Raw genomic sequence first — 20,386 nt, forward strand, 5'->3', positions numbered from 1 at the left:
GCGTCCGCGTCCGTCATGCCGACGCCTCCCACGGCGTGGCCCCCGAACAACCCCAACCCACACCCGGCGCGCGGCGACCCCCGGGGTCGCCGTTCCTTCCTCCTGGAGGTCTCGACGGTCAACCGACCCCTGCCTCTCCTCCTCGCCCTGCTGCTGCCCGTCGCCGCCGCCCACGCCACCGTCCGCACCGAGACCGGCGCGGGCGAATCGAAGGTCGGCGTCTCGGAGACCTACCGCCTGAACGTGCCCACCGAAAAGGCCGTCGCCACCACCCAGGTTCGCCTCGTCGTCCCGGCGGGCGTGACGATCACCCGCTTTCAGGTCACCCCCGGGTTCACCCGCACGGTCAAGACGAACGAGGCGGGGCTGATCACGGAAGTGACCTGGCGGGGCCGCATCGCCCCGCAGGAGTACGCCCGCTTCTATTTCCAGGCCCGCAACCCGGACGCGGCGGGCCCCGTGAGCTGGAAGATCTACCAGACCTACAGCGACGGCAGCGTGGCGCCCTGGGACGACAGCGACCCCGAGAAGGCCCCCGCCAGCACCATCACCGTCCAGTAAGAGCGGGGAACGGGGGGAGCACCCCGTTCCCCTTCCAACAGGAGTTCTCCATGATCCTCAAGCGCCTCCTTGCCCTGCTCACCCTCACCCTGGGCGCCGCCCTCGCGCACACCGAGGTCACCGCCGTCACCCCCACCGGGGGCGCCACGGTGGCTGCCCCCCGGCAGGTCACCCTGACCCTCAGCGAGCCGGTCAGCCTGCGTTTTTCCACCTTCAAGGTCTACCCGCTCACCGCCAGCGGCAACGCCGCCGCCGTGCAGCAGGCCGCCGCCACCCTCGCCAGGACGGCCCTCGACGCCAGGAACGACGCGGCGGCCCGGGCGGACACGCCCCAGACCCGCACGGGCATGGCGGCGCGGGTCGTCCTGCCCCTCAAGGCCGGGCTGAAGCCGGGCCTGTACGCGGTCCTGTGGCGCCTCGCCTCGGAAGACGGTCACCCGATCAGCGGGCAGCGCGTCTTTCGGGTGAAGTGACGCCGGCCGCCGCCAGCCTGCTCACCTTCGCCGGGCTGGCCCTGCTGCTGGGCGGCGCGCTCGCCCGGCGCCGTCTGGCGGGTCTGGTCGGAGCCCTGCCCGGCGGGTGGCCCGGCTGGCAGGGGGCCGGCGCACTCCTGATCGCCCTGGGGGTGGCCCTGCACGTCGGGGGCACGCTGACGGCCCTGGGGTTCACCGCCCCCGCCGACGTGCTCGCCTACCTCACCTCGACTGTGCCGGGCCGGGCGGCCCTGACCACGCTGCTGGGGGCGGCCGTGCTCCTGACCGGCGAGGGGTGGGGCCGGTCCACGGTCCCCGTGGGGCTGGGGGCGGCCGTGACCCTCTGGGGGGTGGGGGGCGACCTCCCCATGCGCGCGGCCCACGCCCTGCACGCCGGGGCGATGGCCGCCTGGACCGGGGGCGTGCTGGTGCTGTCCTGCGGGCGGGGCACGAACTGGCGGGCGGCGGCCCGGGCCTTCACGCCGGTCGCGCTGGGGGGCGTCGTGCTGCTGTCGCTGACGGGCCTCTTCATGGGCCTGCACCACGCGGGTCCCGCCCAGGCCTGGCCCGGGAGCGGGTACGGCACCACCCTGCTGCTGAAGCTGGGGGTCTTCGCGGCCACGCTGGTCACCGCGGTGGGCGTCCGCCGGACGCTGGCCCCGCACACGGCCTCCTTTCCCCGGGCGGCCCTGATGGTCGAGGCCGGCCTGCTGCTCGCGGTGCTGGGGGTCACCGCCGTGCTGGTGGGCAGCGTGCCTCCCCGGACCTGAGTCGTCCACGGGGTCGAGCGTCCGTCCGAACGGCGGGGCGCGGCTTTGCGCTGGACAGTTCCCAGCGATCCTGAGCCGGCCCCGCTGCCCGAAGGAGGAAAAATAGAGCTTGAATAGAGGTTCCATGGTAGGATGACGCGGGGGTGAAGGGATGACGACCACGGAAGGACCGACCGCCCACCTGCTGATGGACGCGCGTGACCCGCGTAGCGGCAAGCTGGACGCCCGGCGGGTGGCGGGCACCTTCGGGCTGACCATGCGCGAACTCGCCCAGGCGCTGGAGCGTGATCCCAGCGGGCTGAGCAAGCACCCCACCAGCGATTCGCTCCAGGAACCGCTGCACGAGTTGGAGGAGATCGGGCTGCATCTCAGGGAGGTCTTCGGGGACCTGGGGGTGGGCCGGATGTGGCTGCGCGCCCCCAACCCGGTGCTGGGGGGCCGGGCGCCGCTGTCGTACCTGCTCGAACGGCGGCCGGTGGCCGTGCAGCGCCTGTTGCTGCTGGCGGAGACGGGCACGCCGACCTGATGCGGCGGGGCGAGGACCTGGGACGCGCGCTGCTCGACGCTCCCCTGTGGACCCCGACCCGGGTCATCGATGCCTACCGCACGGTGCCGCTGGTCGCGCTGCGCAAGTACAGCCCCGACCCCCTGAACACCGCCGGTTCGGTGGTGACGGGGGGGCGGTACAACGCGCCGCAGGAGTTTCCGGAGGCGCACGAACTGCTGTACCTAGCCGAGAACACGGCCGTCGCCCACGCCGAGGCCAGGGTGATCACGGCCGTTATGGGCCCGCCGGGGGTGGTCATCGGGCCCGGGCCGGACCAGCGCCCCCGGCTGGACATCACCGTCAACTTGCGCCTGCGGGCGGTTCTCGACCTCACCGACCCCGGGGTGCAGGCGCACCTTGACGTGGGGGCGGGCGACCTCGTTCAGGAGTGGCTGCCGCTGAACCTGGACGGGCACCTCGCCCTCACGCAGCTCCTCGGGCGGGCGGTCCTGGACAGCGCCCGGTATGACGCCATCCGTTACCCCAGCGCCCGCTACCCCGGCGGGCGCAACTACGCCGTGTTCCCGCAGCGGGTGGCCCCCGCTGACCGGGCCGTCTACGACCCGGAAGGCGAATTGGCGGTGTTCCAACGGCGGACCTGACCCTCCCCCCGCCGGGTTCGGCGTCGTTCACCGCGGCGCACCTGCCGGGAGTCCGCAAAAACAGGGCGCCGGATTCGCTTCTTCCGGTTGAACGTCACGGCCAGGGACGGGCGCGTGGGCGTCCCCAGCACACCCTCAAGGGACCGTCAAGGGGAATCCCGGGGTGGATGAGCCACCGTGGACGTCCAGCCAGCAAGATGGGGAATGGCGCGCTTCCTGCTCCTCCGGTGTGCATTGGCCCTCTCCGTCCTGGGAGGCGTGGCCTCGGCCCTCCCCGCGAGCGTCACCCTGGGGAATATCCGCCATGAGTACCAGGGGCCGGACAACTGCGCTCCGGTCACCTCCCTGACCGTCCTGGGGTACTACGGCACCCGCGTCACCCAGGCCCAGGCGGCGACCGCCATGAAGGACTCTCCCAGCGACCCGCAGGTCACCAGCCTGGAACTCGCCGCCTACCTGGGGCGGTTCGGGCTGCGCAGCGTGATCCGGTACGCGGGGGACGCGGAGGTGTTGCGGGACCTGCTCTCCCGGGGCTTCCCGGTCGTGCTGCAACAGCGCCTCAGGGCGGGCAGCAACGTCGCCCACTTCCGCACGGTCTACGGGTATGGCCCGGGTTACTTCCTGGTGAGCGACCCGCTGCGGGGCCCCTCGCTGCGCCTGAGCACCGCCGAGCTGCTGGAGCTGTGGCGTTTCTACAACGGGGAGTACCTGGTGGCTTACCCCCCGGCGAAGGAGGGGCAGGTGCGCGCGGCGCTGGGCGACGACTTCAGCGCGCGGGCCAACTGGCGGCACCTGAAGCGGCACGGGGACCAGGACACCCGGGCCCGGCCGAACGACCCGTACGTCTGGTGGGGGCTGGGCAAGGCGAACCTGCGGCTGGGCGACGTCCGGGCCGCCGTGTCCAACTTCGACCGGGCGGTGGCGCTCGGCGTGCCCACCCTGTACTTCCTGTACCGGCAGGAGGCGTTCGAGGCCTGGACCCAGGCGGGCGACCACCGCAAGACGCTCCGGTGGACGGCGCTGGCCCTGAAGGCCTTTCCGGACAGCAAGGAACTTCAGCAGTTCCGGCGGCGGGCCGGGGGATAGGGGTCGCCATCGCCTCCCCGCGGAGAAAAGAGCCTGACCCCTGGAGCGGCCAGACGGCCCTTGAACCTGGCTGGGCCGGGGAGGGGGGACGGCGATCCAGTAAGCTGCGGGGGCATGTGCGCCCGCCTCTGCCCGCCCGCACGGCGTGGGCTTCGCCTCCTGCCCCTGGCCTGCGCCGCCCTCCTGGGCCTCGCGGGCGCCCACGGGGAGCAGCTCTCGGACCTGCGGGGCACCACCCTGTGCCTGGACCCGGCCTCCGTCGGGGTGACCTTTGAGGAACTGGCGCCCGCCCGGGCGGCGCGGGCCCGGCAGGAAATTCTCCCCGTGCTGCAACGGGAACTCCCCGCCTCACTGAGCCGCGCGGGCGTCCGGCACGAGGTCCGCCCCTCCTGCGCGGGCCGCGACGGCCTCACCCGGTTGGAGGTGGGTGTCCGCTTCCTCGACCCCCGCCACTACCTCGGCTTCGGCGATCCCGCCTACAGCTACGACGTGGGGATCAGGGTCAGCAATCCCGCGTCCGCGGGGGCAAGCATGGCCGGGGTGGTTGGGGCCCGCCGGGGGTTCTCGTCGGGCTGGGCCGACATCCATTCCGAGTCCCGCACCGGGCGGCCCTTCGAGGAGGCCGTGGTCGGGTGGGGGGAAGAACAGATGCGCGACCTGATCGCGGCCTGGCGGCGCGACAACCCCTCTCCCGCCGAGCGCGTCGCCCGGCTGGGTCCCCTCGCGCTGGGGCTGCTGGGGCTCCTGGTCGGCACGGCGCTCACCGGGCTGGGGTGGTGGGTGCGGCGCCGGCCGCGCCCGAGCACGGCCGGCCGGTCACGGCGGCCCAGGGGAGCGGGGTAGCATGACCAGGACGCGCCCACCCCCCATGCCGACCCGACCGCCCACGCCCCGCTTCCCCTTCCGGGTTGGTGTCCTGGCCCTGGGCCTCACGCTGGGGGCCTGCCGCGCCCCGGCCGCCCGTGACGTGGACGTGCGCCTGACCACCCGGCCCGACCCCGCGCGGGTGGGGCCCACCCGGCTGGACCTCACGCTCGGCATGCCCGTCACGTCGGTCCGCGTCGAGGGCAACATGACCCACGCGGGCATGGCCCCGGTGCGCGCCCAGGCCATGCCCGCCGGGAACGGACGGTACGTGGTGGACGCCTTCGACTTCAACATGGCCGGGGACTGGGTGGTAACGGTCACCGCCCGCGCCGGGGACGGGCGGACGCTCACCACCGACGTACCGCTGACGGTGGCTGCCCCGTGAGCCTCGGGCGTACCGCGCCCAGGCTGGACCTGCTGCGCCTGCCCGGCCTCGGCCGGTTCGCGCGCTGGCGGTACGCCCGCCTGACCCTGCAACTGCCGCTCCTGGCCCTGGCGCTGCTCGCCGTGTTCGACGGCCTGATCGGGCGCCAGGTCGCCCCCCAGAACCTCGCCACCGTCTCGGTGTGGCTGCACTACCGCGGCCTGCTGGTCCTGGCGCTGCTGGTGCTGGGCAACCTCTTCTGCGCGGCCTGCCCGCTGATGCTCACGCGCGGCCCGAGTCGCCTGCTGGGCCGGTTCCTGCCCCGGCTCTCCTGGCCGCGGGCCCTGCGGAACAAATTCCTGGTGCTGGGCCTGACCGTGGCCTTCCTGTTCGCCTACGAACTCTTCGACCTGTGGGCGAGTCCCTGGCTGACCGCCTGGCTGATCGTGGGGTACTTCGGGGCGGCGCTGGCGGTGGACAGCCTCTTTCCCGCCGGGACCTTCTGCAAGTACGTGTGCCCGCTCGGCAACTTCAACTTCGCCCTCTCGCACGTCAGCCCGGCGCAGATCACGGCGCGCGACCCCGACGTGTGCCGCTCCTGCGCGGGGCAGTATTGCGTGAACGGCCGCGTGGAGGGGGCCGGGGGGCGCGGCACGCTTGGCGGTCCGTCCGCCCCCCTGCTGCAACTGGAACCGCTCCCCGGCGCCCAGACCTTTCCCGGCTGCGAGACCACGCTATTCGTGCCGCAGATGCGCAGTAACCAGGACTGCACCCTCTGCCTGAACTGCGTGCGGGCCTGCCCCCACGACAATGTGGCCCTCGCGGTGCGCGCGCCGACCCGGTCCTGGGCCCGCTGGCGCCCGCGGGCGGACCTCGCGTTGCTGGGGACCGTGCTGCTCCTGGGGGGCGTCGCCAATGCCTGGGCGATGGTCCCGGGCTTCCGCCGGGCGGCCCAGGCGGTCGCCGCGCTGGTGCATACCCGCAGCGAGGCCCTGGTGCTGCTGATCCTGCTGGGCGGGCTGCTCCTGGGCGGGACCGCGCTCACCCTGGCGGTCTTCCGGCTCTCCAGCCGCCTGGCCGGCCACCCCGAGGGCACCCGGCGGGCGGCGCGGCGCTGGGGGGTCGTGGTCTTCCCGCTCGCCTTCGCCATCTGGGCGGGGCACACCAGCTTCCACTTCCTGACCGGGTGGGCCAGCATCGTCCCCGTCACCCAGCAGGCCCTGGGGCGGCTCGGGCTGTTCGCCGGGTCGCCCGACTGGACGCTGGCGGCCCTGGTGCCCGAGAACCTGCTGTTCCCGTTGCAGGTGGCGCTGCTGTACGCCGGGTACGGGGCCAGCTCGTACCTGGCCGTCCGTGTGGCCCGCGACGGGGGGGCCTGGTGGGCCGCCGGGCCGCTGCTCGCCTGGCTGACCGTGCTCGCGGTCCTCACGGTCCTGATCCTAGGGCAACCGATGGAGTTGCGGGGCACCCTGCTGGACGGGGGCCGATGAGGGGCCCCGCCACCCTGCTCGTGCTGCTGCTCACCTCGGTGGCGCTGGCGCACAGCGAGCCCGTGGAGGTCACCACCTCGCTCACCCCGGTTCCGGGCGCCGTGCAGGTGGCGGCCGAACTCGTCGGGCAGACCAGCGGCCTGCCGGTTCGGGGCGCGGCCGTCGAGGTGCAGGTCTCGCGCGACACGGGAGCGCCGCCCCAGCAGGAGGCCGTGCCCACCGGGGCCCTGCTCGGCCGGGCCCCCCTCGCGGCGGGGGAGCGGGGACGGTACACCGGGAGGCTGTCCGGGCTCCCCCCCGGCCGCTACGTCCTGACGGTGGTGGACACCACCTACCGGGGTGAGGCGGCGGTGGCCGCCCGGGCCTTCACCCTGTCCGGCCAGCCCACCCGGGTGGCGGTGGTGTTGCCGGTCACGTCCACGCCGCGGCGCTACGTGGTCTCCGCCCTGCTCGGCCTGTCGGTCGCGCCGCTGATCCTGGTCATCATGACGGTGGTGACGGCACGCCAGCGGCGCCGTGCCGGGAGAGGCGGTGGTCCTGGGCGGTCGCCCTGAAGTGGCGGGCGGCCCTCACCGTTCAGAGCAGCCCTCCCAGCGCCCGCACAAGCTGCCCCTCGTCAAGACGCCCACGGCGCACCTCCCGGATGAATCCGTCCCGGTCGATCAAGACCGTCGTGGGGATGGGCAGGGCCCCATACCGGCGGGCGATCTCCTGCCCCGGGTCGGGCCCGGTCAGGGTGCTGAAGGTGAACGCCGCGTCGTACCGCCGCAACGCCTCCGAGTTGACCCGCTCGTGCAGGCTGACCACCAGGTCGTTCGTGAGGTCTTCGAGCTGGTACGGGCGCAGCAGTTGGTCGTTCTGCCGACAGGGGGCGCACCCCAGGTCGCCGAACAGCACGATGACCACTTGGCCGCGCAGATGGGAGAGGTTGACCCGCTCGCCCCCAATGTCCGTGAACACGAAGTTCGGGGCGGGCCGCCGCACGATGCCCGCTCCACCCCCCGCCTGAGCAGGTGGGGACGAGGCGAGCGTGACCAGGGCCAGTAGCACGAGCAGACGCTTCATCGGTCCTCCTGGGACAGACGGCTGGCCCCAGCAGAGACGCTCCCTCCCCGGCCGCGTTCCTGCCCCGAAGTGGCCCCGGGAAACGGGAGGCGCAGAGGAGGGGGAGGGCTACGGCTGGCCGCTGATGGTGATGAGGGTGGTCTCCCCCTCCTGGGTAGCGTGGTACTGGGCCCTTGAGGGTGAGCGGTGCCAGGAACCGGGTCAAGAGCGGCCGCTCCGCTCAGCATGGGCGCACGCCTCCAGCGTCGACGGTTCGTGTCGCTGGGGGACCCCCAGCCGGGACGCGGACACCAAGGCCAAGACCTGGAGGGGAACTGGAGCGGTGCTGAGCCCACAGCGCGCGCCTGACGGCCCCAGCGGACGCGCCACCCCAGCACCGCAGCCCACAGGTCCTCGTCCAGCTCAGGCGCACCCCCCGGAGGCCCAGCAACATCGGGAAGCGGGTGTCCCCCGGCGTCCAGGGCCGCCGTGAGGACCTTCACCACCCGGGTTGCCGGTGGAGTCCACCCAGCGCTGGCACGATCAGGCTGACGACCCGCTCGTTTCCCGTGAAGCGGCTCACTCCCCAGAACGGCGCCTCCCACGCCAACCGCGAGAGGACCGCGATTATCCCCGCGCCTATAGGGCCCGGACTACCGGAACCTACACCGAGGATCAGCAGCGGACCGAGCATGACGGGCACGGCCTTGATCCCGAGCCCCGCGTGCAGGACCGCCCGGGTGTCCCCGGCCCCCGCCGGTCCGCGCCCGTCGCGTTCAACGGCGGATAGCCCAACCACGATGCGGAAGTCCGTTTCCCCGGCCGCCCGGCCCTCACCTCCAGGGCGACACCCCTCCGGAACCGCCATCACGGGGTCACACCAGCAGTGGACTTTGTTGGCGAATTCGAATGTCCGCCGTGTTCAACCGCAAGGCGCTGCGACCAACACACGCTCGCAGCGCCTTCCCGGGAATTCGCCAACAAAGTCAGCGGTGGCGCGAAAACAAACGCTCAACGTTGGCGAAGGCAGCTCTCGACGTCCCGTTCATTCAGCAAGAGCTTGGAGGTGGAACCGCAACAGCCGCCACCTCGGAATCCCCGGACCGCTCCGGGGATACCCCACAAATCCGAGTGGATTGGTTGACTTTAAGGAAGACTGTTTCATAGAGTGCGGGCCATGATTCGCCGCGCCTCATTTGCGCTCCTGAGCCTCACCCTCACGAGCGCGGCTCTTGCCGCTCCGAAAGACCCCGTCAAGTTCGCCGTGACCCTCGAGCAGATGCGCGGCCACTACGATGCCAGCCTGCTGAACTACCGCAACGGCGACCTCGTCATGGCCGCCAAGCATGCCAAGCACCCGGCCAACGAGCTGTACGCCGCTGTCCGGAACGACCTCACGCCGGCCCTGCGGCAGACATTCCTGGTGGATTACGCCCGCATCAACCAGACGCTGGCCGCGAAGAAGCCCTACACGGAATACCAGAAGGTCATGAACACCTTCTACGCCGATGTGGACGCCGCACTTGCCACCCTGGGCGCGACGCAAAACGATCCGAAGTTCGCCGCGCAGGTGATCGCCCAGATTCTGGAAAACGCCGAGCACGAGTACGAGGAAGGCGTGCAGGGCGGCAAGGTCACGAACCTCGCCGAGTACCAGGACGCGATCTCCTACGTGGCCCGCGCCCGGGGCTGGTTCGACCGCAATACGGCGCGTTTCCCCCAGCACCAGCGTGAGAAGACCAGCCAGGCGCTCAAGGACGCTGCCGCCGTCATTGCCCGCAAGGGTGACGTGCAGGCCCTGGCACAGGCCGTCGACGGGGCGAAGGAGGAGCTCGCGGAGATCAGCGGCGTGCAGCAGACGGCAAAAAGCAGCAACGCGGCGTACTTCGCCAACATCGACCGGCTCCTCGTGGCGGCCAAGGGCCACTACGCGGGCGGCATGGGTGATGACGCCGAGGAAGCCCTCATCGACGCCTACCTGGAGAACTTCGAGTACCTCGAAAGCCCGCTGGGCCAGAAGGACAAGGCGCTGGAAACGAAGCTGGAGAAGACCCTGCGCGAGGACCTGCGCGCCCTGCTGAAGAGCAAGCCCAACACACAGAAGTTCAACGCCGCGGTCGATGCGGCCCTCGTGGACCTGAAAAAGGCCCGCGCCCTGCTGGGGGAGTGACCCATGAGACGGTTCCTGATCCTGCTGCTGGCCCTGCTGGGCGTCGCGTTCGCCGCGCCGGGCCAGGTGGACGTGACCGCGGAACTCCGCACCGCGCACGACCTCGTGGCGCGGAGCCTGCGCGAGTACGCGGCGGGCCGGAGTGAGGACGCCTTCCGGACGGCCCGCGCGGCGTACCTCGACCACTTCGAGTACGCCGAGCCGCCCCTGCGCGTCCTGAACCCCGACCTCATCCTAGAGATGGAGTACCGCTTCGCGGACCTGCGCAACGGCATGAAGAGCGGGGCCAGCCTGAGCGAGCTGCGCGCCGTCGCGGGGGACATCGACGACAGCCTGCGGAAAGCCGAGAGCATCGTGAACGGCACGGGCGTCCTGGCGCCCACGCTGGCGGCCACAGGCGGGTTCACCATCCTCTTCCGCGAGGGGCTGGAGGCCGCGCTGCTGATGGCGGCGATCCTCGCGTACCTCGCCAGCACCCGCAACGACCGCCTGCGCGGCGGTGTGTGGTGGGGGGCGGGGGCGGCCCTCGTCGCCACGGCCGCCACGTGGTTCGCCGCCACCTACCTGCTCTCCATCGCGCCCATCTCCCGTGAGCTGATCAGCGCGATCACCAGTGTCATCGCCGTGGTGATCCTGTTCTACCTGTCGTTCTGGATGCTCCAGCAGGGCGACCGCAAGCGCAGCGCGGAATTTATGCGGGCCCGGGTGTCTCAGGCCGTGCAGAGCGGCAGCCTGGGGGCCGTCGCCCTCGTGACCTTTACGACCATCTACCGCGAGGGGTTCGAAACGGTGTTGTTCTACCAGGCACTCGCGGTCGCCAGCGGGCCGGTCCTGGGGTACATGTACCTGGGGATCGCGCTCGCGGCGCTGGCGCTGGTGGCCGTCTTCGCCGTGATCTTCCGCCTGGGACGCCGGGTGCCCACGCAACGCCTCTTCCCGGCCCTGGTCACCGTCACGGCCCTTTTCGCGGTCGCCTTCGTGGGGAACGGCGTGCGTGCCTTCCAGGAGGCGGGCTGGCTGCCGGTCACCAACCTGTACGGGCGGGTGCCCACGCTCGACCCGAACGTCGCGGCCCTCACCGGCCTGCACCCCACCGTCGAGACGCTCGCGGCGCAGGGGCTGATGGTCCTGGTGTACGTGGTGGGCTTCGTCCTGTTCCGCGCGCGTGGGCAGCGCCACTCCCGGCGCGGGGCGCCGGTGTGACGGATCACCCCCTGCCGGTCCGGATCGGCATCGACGTGGGCGGCACCTTCACCAAGGGTGTCGCCCTCGGCCGTGACGGGCACCTCCTGGCCGTGTCCCACGTGCCCACCACCCACCGCCACGCGCTGGGGGTGGCCGCCGGCGTGCTGGACGCCCTGCACGCCCTGCTGCGCGATCTTCCGCCGGATGCGGCCCCGGCCCTCGTCGCCCACTCCACCACCCAGGCCACGAACGCCCTGCTGGAGGGAGACACGGCGCCCGTCGGCATCCTCGCCCTCGGCGAGGCCCGCGACGAGCGGCGGGTGCAGTCGGTGACCCGGACCCCGGCGGGCCTGCGGGCGCGGCACGCCTTCGTCGCCACCGACGGGCCGGACTTCGACGCGCGGGTGCGGGCGGTGCTGGACCGCTGGCGTGCGGAGGGGGTGGGCGCCGTCGCCGTGTCGCAGGCGTTCGGGGTGGACGACGCGCACTTCGAGCGGCGGGCGGGGGACCTCGCGCGGGAGGGGGGCTTCCCGGTCAGCCTGGGGAGCGACCTCTCCGGGGCGTACGGGCTGGAGATGCGCACCCTGTCCGCGGCGGTGAACGCCAGCATCCTGCCCACCATGCTCCGCACCGCCGGGCACGTGCGGGACGCGGTGGGCGAACTCCTGCCGGGCACGCCGCTGCTGATCGTCCGCGGGGACGGCGGCGCGGCCGACCTGCGCGCCTTCGAGGAGACGCCGCTGCACACGGTGGTCAGCGGCCCAGCCGCCAGCCTCAGCGGGGCGATCCTCGCGCACGGGGTGATGGACGGCGTGTTCTTCGAGGTGGGCGGCACCAGCACGAACATCGGCGCGATCAAGGACGGGCAGCCCGCCCTGAAGTACATGATCGTGATGGACGTGCCCACCGGCCTGCGCGCGGCGGACCTCCGCATCGCGGGCGTGGCGGGCGGCAGCCTGGTGCGGCTGCGCGGGCGGCGCATCGAGGATGTCGGCCCAAGAAGCGCGCACATCGCCGGGCTGCCCTACTCCAGCTTCGCCCCGCCGGAGGCCCTGACCGGCGCGGGGCTGGAGCTGATCGCTCCCCGCGCCGGTGACCCCGCCGACTACGCGGTGCTGCAAACGCCGGACGGCCAGCGGTTTGCCATCACCCCGACCTGCGCGGCGAACGCCCTGGGCGCGATTCCCGAGGGGGGGTACGCCCACGCCCACCCGGCGAGCGCCCGGCTCGCGCTGGGTGTGCTGGGACGGCACCTGGGGGCGAGCCCGGAGGCGGCGGCGCAGGCGGTGCTAGAGGCCAGCGCGGAGAAACTCACCCGGACCGTGCAGGGCCTGGTGCGCGAGTACGGGCTGCGCGGCACGCCCCTGTACGGCGGGGGCGGCGCGGCGAGCGTGCTCGGCCCGGTCGTCGCCCGGCGGCTGAGGGTACCGTTCGTGCCCATCCCGCACAGCGACGTGATCTCCTCCATCGGCGCGGCGCTCGCCGTCATCCGGGTGGAGCGGGAGCGCAGCGTCACCCGGCAGGACCCGACCGTCGCGGACCTGCTGGAGCGCGAGGTGGGCGACGAGGCGGTGCGGCTGGGGGCGGACCCCGCCTCCCTGCGCGTCGAGACGGAGTACAGCGCCCGCGAAGGGCGGCTGCGGGCGGTGGCGACCGGCGCCCACCCGCTGAGTGCGCGCACCCGCCCGCTCGACGCAGATGAGGTGCAGCAGCAGGCCCGGCAGGTGCTGGGGGACCAGGCCCGGCTGGTGTTCGGCGGGACCCACCACACCCTGTTCGTCGCCTCCCGCGTTCGGCGCGGCCTGCTGCGCCGGGCCGAGGAACATGCGGCCCTGGTCCTCGACGGGCGCGGGGTGCGGCTGCTGCGCTTCGAGAACGCGCAGGTCCTCACCGGCGCCCCCCATGAGGCGCTGGACCGGTTACGTGCCCTGCTGGCGGGGCGGGCCGTCGCGCCTCACGTCGCGGCCCTGACCCCCTCCCGGCTGCGGGATTACGCGCACCTGCACGACCCGGCGCTGTTGCTGCGCCAGCTCACGGAGAACCTGCGTCTGGAGGGACAGGTCGCGCTCATCGTCGAGCAGTGAGCCTTCAAAGGAGTATCTGTTCATGCTGTATCGCCGTCAACGCAACCTGTCTCCCCTGTTCGTGACCGTCGCGGCCCTGGTGGGCCTCGCGCTGGGCTTCCTCGCGGGGCGGGCCACCGCCCCCCAGCCGACCCTGGCCAGCCTGGTCGCTCCCAGCGTGACCCACGTCCGCCAGGCCTCCGGCGCGCTGGAGATCGTGCCACTGGAGTACGCCCGCGCCCAGCAGGGCAACGCCAGCAGCCTTGACGCGGCCCGGAATGCCGCCCGGCAGGCGCAGGCGGAACTGGACGCGGCGACACTCCTGCGTCAACTGAACCCGGGTGGGTTCCGCGAGGCGCAAGCCGCCCTGGCCGACCTCACCCGGACCCTCGACACGAACGGCAGCCCGCAGGCCGTGGAGGCGAACGCCACGCGTACCCAGACTGCACTGCGTGACCTTCAGGCCATCGGCACTCCCTGACGCCGGACGTTGGGTTGGAGCTACGAAGGCTGCGGCGGGCGGCCCGGTCCTGCCGGGCCGTTCACCCGCTGGCGCCTCAGAAGAAGTCGGGTTGAACAGTCTTGTCCCTGTTCAACCCGAGCGGGCTTGATGGGCCTACGACAAGATTGACGAATCCTCCTCGCCAAGCACGAGTGCGACCCCAGCACGCCCAGCCGCAGCCCGGCCAGCTCCAGGGCAACCCTGCTCGCCCTGGTCCCTCCCCGGGTCCAGGGTGTCCGGCGGGTGGGGGAACGGCCCGGCGACGGCGGCGGATGGGGCGGGTTCGTCAGGAGGCGGGTCATGCCCGGCATGCCCTGGCCCCGGTCCCGGCGCCGGGGTGACGCGGCCCACGGAGGCAGGCACCATGCGACCAGCGTGACTACTTTGAGGCGGGGTTGTTCACTCATCAAGCTTGGGGCTTCCCGAGACGGGCGCCGCGCGGTGGGCCAGCAGTTCACCGCCCACTTCCCCACGGGGCTGCGCCACACCGTTCACCCGGTGTTCGTGTCTGCGTGGTGGAGGGGAGATCCGGCCCGACCTCGCTGCCGTGTCCCCATCCACCATGCCGCCAGCCGGTGTTGAGCGGCACGGCGAGGAGCATGGTGATCAGGGCAATCAGCAGTCCGGCCAGTTCGGAGAACAAGGCCTCGCCGTTCAGGGTCACCCACATCGGGGTCATCCCGTCGGCGTGGAGCAGGAGCATCAGGGGCAGCGCCCCCGCCGCGTACCCCAGCACCAGGACGGTGACCATGCTGCCCACGTGGTCCCCGCCCACCTGCATGCCCAGGGCGTACAGGCGGCGGATGGGCAGGCCCGGCTGGGTCTGGGCGACCGTCTCCACGACGGAGGCCTGGGTGACGGTGACGTCGTTCATGGCGCCGAGCGCCGAGAGGACGATCCCGACGACGTACAGGCTCAGCGCGTTGATGCCGTAGGACCCCTGGGCGACCACGGCCGCCCGGTCGGCGGTGCCGCTGAGGTGCGTCAGGTGCGCGACGAGGAGGGTGAGGCCGTACCCGGCGGTGGTCGCGGTCCACAGGGCGGTCAGGGCGGCGTGACTTTTCCAGTTCCACCCGTGGACCAGGTAGACACAGACGGCCAGCACGGCCCCCAGGGCCGGAGTGGTCAGGGGGGCGCGGCTGTGCCCGGACAGCCGCGCGGGCAGGATGAACACCCACAGGGCCAGCAGGGTGAGGGTGCTGCCCAGGATGGCCCGGAAGCCCTTGCCGCGTGCCACCGCGACGGCAATGACCATCACGGCGCCGAGCAACCAGCCAAGGTACGGGGTCCGAACTGGGTCATTCAGGACGTAGTTCTGGCCGGTGTGGTAGATGACCACCGGCTCGCCCCGGGTGTAGGTGGGGCCGTCCGCGTAGGAGAGCGCGTTCACGACCTCGCCGTCTTCCAGGGTCACCATCACCTCGTCCTCGCTGTACCGCTGCTCGTAGGTGCCGCGCAGATACGTTCCCAGGGGGGCGGGCGACGCCGGGAGGCGGACTCATCCCCCCAACAGCAGGGGCAGCGCGGCGAGGAGCGGCAGCAGGAGGCGTGCCGGACGAAGGGTGCGCCCCTGCAACGGAAAACCAAGGGTGAGGACCGGCATGGGCGAGCCCCATCATACCTGTATGGCTGTACAGACCTCACGCCTTTGACTGCGCGAAAACGTCGGACGAGAAGAGTCACCGGGACCCCGGGATGCGGCCAGGCGCCCCCAGACCAGGCGCCGGATGCACCAGCTCCGGGACACCCGCGCTCCCTACCTCCCGCCGCCGCCCGCCGTGACGCCCGTCACCAGCGCCTCCCGGATGCCCTGGGCGATGCCGAGCGCCATCCGGTCGAGGTAGGTGGGATTCTGGAGGTTGAGGCCGTCAATCGGGTGACTCGTGTACCCGATCTCGATCAGCGCGGCGGGAATGCGGCTGTTTCTCAGCACTGCCAGCGAACGACTGTTTTTCAGGCCCTGCGAGAACGCGCCCGTGACCGTGATGACGTTCTTCTGGATCAGGGCCGCGAAGCTGCTGGAGAGCGGGTGGTTAGGATTCCACCAGGTCTCCACCCCGTAGCCCCTCAGGGCGCTGGCCGGCGGCATGGCGTTGACGTGGATGCTCAGGTAAAGCTGGGTGCCGGGCGTGCCCAGCCCCGCCCACTGGTTCAGGTCCGTGGCCTTGTCCGGCGCGAGTTCCCGGTCGGTCTCGCGGGTCATCACCACCTCTACCCCGGCGCGGCGCAGCAGGTCACGCACCCGCAGGGCCACGTCCAGCGCCACCTGCTTCTCGACGACCGCGCCGACGCCCCCGGAGTCATGGCCGCCGTGCCCGGGGTCAATCACCACGCGCGGTCTCACCAGGGTCGCGCTGGAGGCCAGGAGCGCCGTACCGCGCAGGGTCTGGAGGGGTGGCACGGCGGCCACCACCTGCTCACGCGGGGTCAGCGGCGTGAGGTCCGCCAGGGCGGGTGAAAGGTCGATGGCGAGGCGGGAGCGGTCGCTGCCCGCCAGCGGCGGGACGAGCTGCGCGCGCCACCCGCTGCGCTCGGTCAGGGTCGTGCCGGTGAGTAGCGTCACCACGGCCCCGTCCGGGGTGGGCTCGACGCGCCAGGCTCGCACCTCAGGGGTCACCTGCTGCGCGGAGAGGGCCGCCGCGCTCACGCCGCTCAGCTCCACCCGCAGGCCCACCCCGCCGGGTACCAGGCGGTAGCGGGTGCCGGGCGGCAGGTCCAGCACCACGTGGGTCAGGCCAGGGGTCTGGCCCAGCCGGGGCAGCGTGAGCGCGGCTCCGGGCTGAAGCGCCCCCGGGGCCTGCCCGCTCAGGGCGCTGGGCTGCCCCGGCTCCTGTCCCGGCACCGCGGGAGGCGGTGCCGGCGCGGCCACCCCGGAGGTGGCGGACAGGGCGTCACTGGGGGTCAGGCCCTCGGGAACGGCGGGGCGGGAGGCCAGCGGGCCAGGCGGACGGGAGGGCGCGGCGGCCGTCGTCGGGCCGTTCTGGGAAGCGGCGGTCAGGTGGCCCGCCTCCGTCCCGGGGGCGGGCGGCGCGCTGCTCGGGCGGGCCAGGGCCCGCAGGGAATCCCCCGCGCCTCCCAGCAGGGTCGGCCCGAAATCCAGGATCAGCACCCTGGAGCCGCTGGCAATCGTGGCCTCGCTGGCCCACCACCCGTCCGAGGAGGAGAGCGGGAACGGCGTGGCGAGCAGCACCTGATGTCCCACGGCCCGGTATCCCGTCACGCTGGGGCCCAGGCCCGCCCGCGTCCGGGGCACCACCCGGGCGCCGAACACGTCGAGGCGCAACCCCCCGGCGGTGGGGGTGAGCCGGTACGTGATGCCCGCGGCCAGGTCGAACACCACCCGCGTCTTGCCGCGGTCACTGCTGAAGCGGGGGTTGCCGAAGGTCACCCCGGCGGCCGTGGGTGTCCCTGGCCCGATGGAATGAGGGGCGCCTCCGGTGGCCTCCGGCGTGCTGACGCTCGGCGCAGGCGGGCTGTCCTGGAGAGGGCTGGCCTGGGCCGCGGCCCACGAGCCGAACAGGCCGCAGGAGAGGGTGACGGCCCGGAGCACCTGGAGTGGGGGGTTCGGCGGGGAACCGGGTCCATCCACCTCTGGACCCTTCAGGCGCCGCCGGTCTTCTGCGGGCCGTGGGGTCGGGTGGGAAGACGTGCCGGTTGAAACGGGCGCTGCTGGGTGGATTCCTGCTGGATGGCGTCTCCATGCCCGAAGCGGCCCAGCGGTCAGTGAGAGGGCCACCGGGCACAAGGGCGACGAGACCGTCCGTCCCTGGGCCACGGGGTCAGGACGCCCACCGGGGGGCAGATCAGGGCCAGACGCACACCCCTTCGGGTCGCCGAAAGGTTGGTCCAGAGAACAGGCTGGACCGTACAGGTGCGGAACAAGTGCAGGCGTCATGGATCGCGAGCAGGTTACGCCATATCTGTACAGACTTACAGTTAAATTGTTGTTACAGATTATTCCCGCGTCCTGGCCGCGATCGCCGCGCTCCCCGTCTGCGGCGCCCATTCCCGCCCGCCCGCGCCGACAGCCAGGCCCCGGGTTCAGTAGCGAAGTGTGAGTGCGGGGTGAGGCACCGTGCGGCTGCTGGTGCGGGCCAAATAAAGCTCGGCGGTGGACTCCTGCTCGGCCAGAAACCCCTCCATGCGCCACGTCGCTCTTCGCAGGTGGGACCGTCCCGGCCGCTTCTTCCCGTCAAACCAGGCTGCCCAGCACATTTAGGGTAAGGGCCAGGATGGCCACGTTGAACCAGAAGGCGGTCAGGCCGTGCCACAACGCGACCCGCCGGATGACCGGACTGGAGACGGCCACATCCGAGACCTGAAACGTCATGCCCAGGACAAAAGCGAAGTACGCGAAGTCGAGCGCGGAGGGTGGCGTGGCGCCCGGGAACTCCAGACCACCGTCCGGCCCGGCCTCCCGATCCCCACCGCTGTAGTACAGGTGTGCGTACCGCAGGGCATAGGTGGTGTGCGTGAGGAACCAGCCGCTCACCACCGCCACAACCGCCAAAGAGATCGGAACCCCGGGCGCTGCGGGAGACAGGCGCTGGGCACCGTCGATCACCCAGGCGGCCGCGACCAGGCTCACGACGTTCGAGACAAGGACACTGGCGCCCACGGCCGCCCGGCCAGGGTCCTCGGCGGCCGCCGCGTACCGCGTGCGTTCGGGGGGGGAGCGCAGGATGAAGTGCCAGGTCAACGCGAGCAAGGTGAGGGCGCCTACGTCCCAGCCAAGGACGGCCCGGATCACCCAGGCCGGGGAAACGGGCAGCACCAACGCCGCCACCATCCCGGCACTCCCCGCGATCACAAACCGCGACCAGGACTTCGGCCACGGACTCTGCGGCGTGGGGGAGGAAGGTAAGCGGTTCATCATCACGGCCACTCGGGGGTGGGGTCAACCTCGGGGCACGACGCCCTGCTATCTCGGCGCTTCCCGTGGAAGGAGGCTGCTGGTCGCTGGAGGAGGGGTGGACGCGGCTGACCCTCCGTGGGGTGCCCGGTCCTGCCGGTCTTCTCGCCTATCCCAGACGCTCACAGCGATCAGGAGCAGCAGGGCCAGCATGAGGCCGAGGGCCGCCTGGGCCTCCCGGTTGTTCGCACGGTTCCGCATGGCGGCCTACCTTCCAGGGCGCCCGGCCCTGAGCAACTCGGCCAGGTGCAGGTGCCTGCGGTTCAGCAGCAGGAACACCGCGGTGAGCGCCAGGTAGAGCCAGCCCAGGGCGACATGCACCCCCTCGACCGGAATGAAAAACTGGACCAGGAACAGTCCCGCGAGCGTCAGCGCGGCCCGGAGGGTGAAGCGGAAGGTGAGCAGCAGCGAGATCCCGAACAGGGACTGCGCGGCCGTCAGGAACACCTCGTCCACCGACTGGGCCGTCAGGGGCAGCGGCGCGGCGTGCCCCTGCCCGACGCTGTACGCCAGGGGGATCGCGGCGATCAGCAGCGTCCACTGGTTGAGCTTCGAGGAGATCAGGTTGCTCAACCCCTTGCCCGCGAACACGATCAGGCCCGCCCAGATGAACGCCGTGAGGCTCTCGGGAAACTCCGAGAGGAAGGGGGCCACCCACTGGATCAGGATAAATTGCGAGACGCCCACCTGCCGGGCGACCTGGAGCACCGCGTCGATAAAGGGTTCCGCCCCGAAGAACAGCACGTACGCTCCAGCGAGCAGGAACAGGGGGATGACCAGGGTGCGCGTTCCGGGCGGGAGACGCTTGACGCGGGCGGCGACGCCGATGTCCCGGTCCTCGTCCTCCTCGTCGTCGTCCTCCGCGGGTTCTCTTTTCTCTCCCAGGTTCACGAGGAGTTCGGTCTCCGTGAGCACGCGGACCGCTGCCTGGTGCCGCCGCCTGGACTGGCGGAAGGCGGTGAGGATGTAGGCGACGTAGAGCGCGACGAGGACCGCGGAGTCGAGCAGGCTGAACGACCGTTTCAGCACCAGCACGAAGGCGTACAGGGAGGCGAGCAGCAGGAACAACAATTCGGGCGCGTTCCGCGCGTCAAGTTCAATTTCCGTGAAGCGCTGGCCCTGCCGCCGGGCGCTGAGGAATGCCACGACCATGATCAGCGGCCAGCCCAGGCCGAGCAGCAGCCGGTTGGCGCCCGTCATACTGGCCGCGGCCAGTTCCGTCTGCCCGCGGTAGGCCAGCAGGACCTCAAAGGCGTACTCGGGCGCGACCTCGATCAGGGCGAGCAGGGCGAGCGCCACGGACTGCGGCACCACGGTTTCCAGGCCCTCCGTCGCCCACGAGAGAAAAAAGGCCGCGGCGATGATCGCCACCCCCAGCACCAGCGAGGTGAGCAGCGGGTGCCCCTGAGTCAGGCCGCCGAAGCGGACGAGGGAGAAGGGCACCAGGGTCGAGGCTGCGGCTCCAAGGGTGATCCAATCGCCCCGGGTGAACCCGAGGTGCAGCCCAGGGCCGGGAGGAGCGATCGGTGGACGCGGCAAGGTCGGGTTCTCCTGACGGGAGTGAAGGTTCAGGGTGGCACCTGACGTTTAGTGTCCAGGCCCCATGGAAATCTGTACAGACGTACATTCTTTAACAATGGGCTGGTGGTGCGTTCGGATTCAGAGGAACGTGCGTCTGCTGGCAGCCGGGCCAGGAACGGGCCTGGGCGAGGTCGGGGTCGTCGAACTGTTGGACGTCCATGGCGGCGTC

General features: G+C 71.8%; 19 protein-coding genes. 14 read left to right on the forward strand and 5 right to left on the reverse strand.

Annotation, left to right across the window (positions count from 1 at the left end):
- Nucleotides 1-15 precede the first annotated feature (15 nt).
- The 10 genes from A7B18_RS01265 (at nucleotide 16) to A7B18_RS01310 (ending at nucleotide 7,314) form a co-directional block, all read left to right on the forward strand.
- A complete protein-coding gene (locus A7B18_RS01265) occupies nucleotides 16-561 on the forward strand; it encodes a DUF1775 domain-containing protein (protein ID WP_102124856.1) in 546 nt (181 codons plus the stop codon).
- 50 nt (nucleotides 562-611) lie between these two features.
- A complete protein-coding gene (locus tag A7B18_RS01270) occupies nucleotides 612-1,034 on the forward strand; it encodes a copper resistance CopC family protein (RefSeq protein WP_102124857.1) in 423 nt (140 codons plus the stop codon).
- Nucleotides 1,031-1,804 (forward strand): CopD family protein, encoded by a 774-nt coding sequence (locus A7B18_RS01275; protein ID WP_102124858.1) that lies wholly within the window; start codon nucleotides 1,031-1,033, stop codon nucleotides 1,802-1,804. Before A7B18_RS01270 ends, A7B18_RS01275 begins: the two co-directional genes overlap by 4 nt.
- A 151-nt stretch (nucleotides 1,805-1,955) precedes the next feature.
- Nucleotides 1,956-2,330 (forward strand): MbcA/ParS/Xre antitoxin family protein, encoded by a 375-nt coding sequence (locus A7B18_RS01280; RefSeq protein ID WP_102124859.1) that lies wholly within the window; start codon nucleotides 1,956-1,958, stop codon nucleotides 2,328-2,330.
- Complete coding sequence (locus A7B18_RS01285) at nucleotides 2,330-2,953, forward strand: RES family NAD+ phosphorylase (protein WP_102124860.1); 624 nt, start codon at nucleotides 2,330-2,332, stop codon at nucleotides 2,951-2,953. Before A7B18_RS01280 ends, A7B18_RS01285 begins: the two co-directional genes overlap by 1 nt.
- 258 nt (nucleotides 2,954-3,211) lie before the next feature.
- Entirely contained in the window at nucleotides 3,212-4,039 is an 828-nt protein-coding gene (locus A7B18_RS01290; RefSeq protein WP_245872686.1) for a C39 family peptidase, read from the forward strand.
- A 114-nt stretch (nucleotides 4,040-4,153) separates the two neighbouring features.
- Entirely contained in the window at nucleotides 4,154-4,882 is a 729-nt protein-coding gene (locus A7B18_RS01295; RefSeq protein WP_102124862.1) for a hypothetical protein, read from the forward strand.
- Between the two features lie 25 nt (nucleotides 4,883-4,907).
- Entirely contained in the window at nucleotides 4,908-5,291 is a 384-nt protein-coding gene (locus tag A7B18_RS01300) for a FixH family protein (protein WP_180969965.1), read from the forward strand.
- Nucleotides 5,288-6,760, forward strand: coding sequence for a 4Fe-4S binding protein (locus tag A7B18_RS01305; protein ID WP_102124864.1), 1,473 nt, complete (start codon nucleotides 5,288-5,290; stop codon nucleotides 6,758-6,760). Before A7B18_RS01300 ends, A7B18_RS01305 begins: the two co-directional genes overlap by 4 nt.
- Nucleotides 6,757-7,314: a hypothetical protein gene (locus A7B18_RS01310; protein ID WP_102124865.1), complete on the forward strand. Its 558-nt coding sequence runs from the start codon at nucleotides 6,757-6,759 to the stop codon at nucleotides 7,312-7,314. The genes A7B18_RS01305 and A7B18_RS01310 overlap by 4 nt, the downstream gene beginning before the upstream one ends.
- Nucleotides 7,315-7,336: 22 nt before the next feature.
- Here the strand turns inward: A7B18_RS01310 and A7B18_RS01315 are convergent, their stop codons facing one another.
- Nucleotides 7,337-7,825 carry a TlpA family protein disulfide reductase gene (locus A7B18_RS01315; RefSeq protein WP_102124866.1) on the reverse strand — a complete coding sequence of 163 codons (489 nt, stop codon included), beginning with the start codon at nucleotides 7,823-7,825 and terminating at the stop codon, nucleotides 7,337-7,339.
- Between the two features lie 1,156 nt (nucleotides 7,826-8,981).
- On the opposite strand from A7B18_RS01315, the gene A7B18_RS01325 reads away from it, so the two are divergent.
- The 4 genes from A7B18_RS01325 to A7B18_RS01340 are packed head-to-tail and all read left to right on the forward strand — an operon-like array spanning nucleotide 8,982 to nucleotide 13,703.
- Nucleotides 8,982-9,974 carry a hypothetical protein gene (locus A7B18_RS01325; protein WP_102124868.1) on the forward strand — a complete coding sequence of 331 codons (993 nt, stop codon included), beginning with the start codon at nucleotides 8,982-8,984 and terminating at the stop codon, nucleotides 9,972-9,974.
- Nucleotides 9,975-9,977: 3 nt separating this feature from the next.
- Nucleotides 9,978-11,177 (forward strand): FTR1 family iron permease, encoded by a 1,200-nt coding sequence (locus tag A7B18_RS01330; protein WP_102124869.1) that lies wholly within the window; start codon nucleotides 9,978-9,980, stop codon nucleotides 11,175-11,177.
- Nucleotides 11,174-13,243 carry a hydantoinase/oxoprolinase family protein gene (locus A7B18_RS01335; RefSeq protein WP_102124870.1) on the forward strand — a complete coding sequence of 690 codons (2,070 nt, stop codon included), beginning with the start codon at nucleotides 11,174-11,176 and terminating at the stop codon, nucleotides 13,241-13,243. The genes A7B18_RS01330 and A7B18_RS01335 overlap by 4 nt, the downstream gene beginning before the upstream one ends.
- Before the next feature lie 22 nt (nucleotides 13,244-13,265).
- Entirely contained in the window at nucleotides 13,266-13,703 is a 438-nt protein-coding gene (locus A7B18_RS01340; protein ID WP_102124871.1) for a hypothetical protein, read from the forward strand.
- Between the two features lie 475 nt (nucleotides 13,704-14,178).
- Here the strand turns inward: A7B18_RS01340 and A7B18_RS01345 are convergent, their stop codons facing one another.
- The 4 genes from A7B18_RS01345 to A7B18_RS01360 form a co-directional block, all read right to left on the reverse strand.
- Nucleotides 14,179-15,141 (reverse strand): YibE/F family protein, encoded by a 963-nt coding sequence (locus tag A7B18_RS01345; protein ID WP_245872687.1) that lies wholly within the window; start codon nucleotides 15,139-15,141, stop codon nucleotides 14,179-14,181.
- A gap of 339 nt (nucleotides 15,142-15,480) precedes the next feature.
- A complete protein-coding gene (locus A7B18_RS01350; protein WP_180969966.1) occupies nucleotides 15,481-17,274 on the reverse strand; it encodes an N-acetylmuramoyl-L-alanine amidase in 1,794 nt (597 codons plus the stop codon).
- A gap of 642 nt (nucleotides 17,275-17,916) precedes the next feature.
- Nucleotides 17,917-18,513 (reverse strand): DUF1345 domain-containing protein, encoded by a 597-nt coding sequence (locus A7B18_RS01355; RefSeq protein WP_180969967.1) that lies wholly within the window; start codon nucleotides 18,511-18,513, stop codon nucleotides 17,917-17,919.
- A gap of 330 nt (nucleotides 18,514-18,843) precedes the next feature.
- Entirely contained in the window at nucleotides 18,844-20,079 is a 1,236-nt protein-coding gene (locus tag A7B18_RS01360) for a hypothetical protein (RefSeq protein WP_180969968.1), read from the reverse strand.
- Nucleotides 20,080-20,386 lie beyond the last annotated feature (307 nt).

It is taken from the genome of Deinococcus planocerae (assembly GCF_002869765.1).
Classification (GTDB): Bacteria; Deinococcota; Deinococci; order Deinococcales; family Deinococcaceae; genus Deinococcus; species Deinococcus planocerae.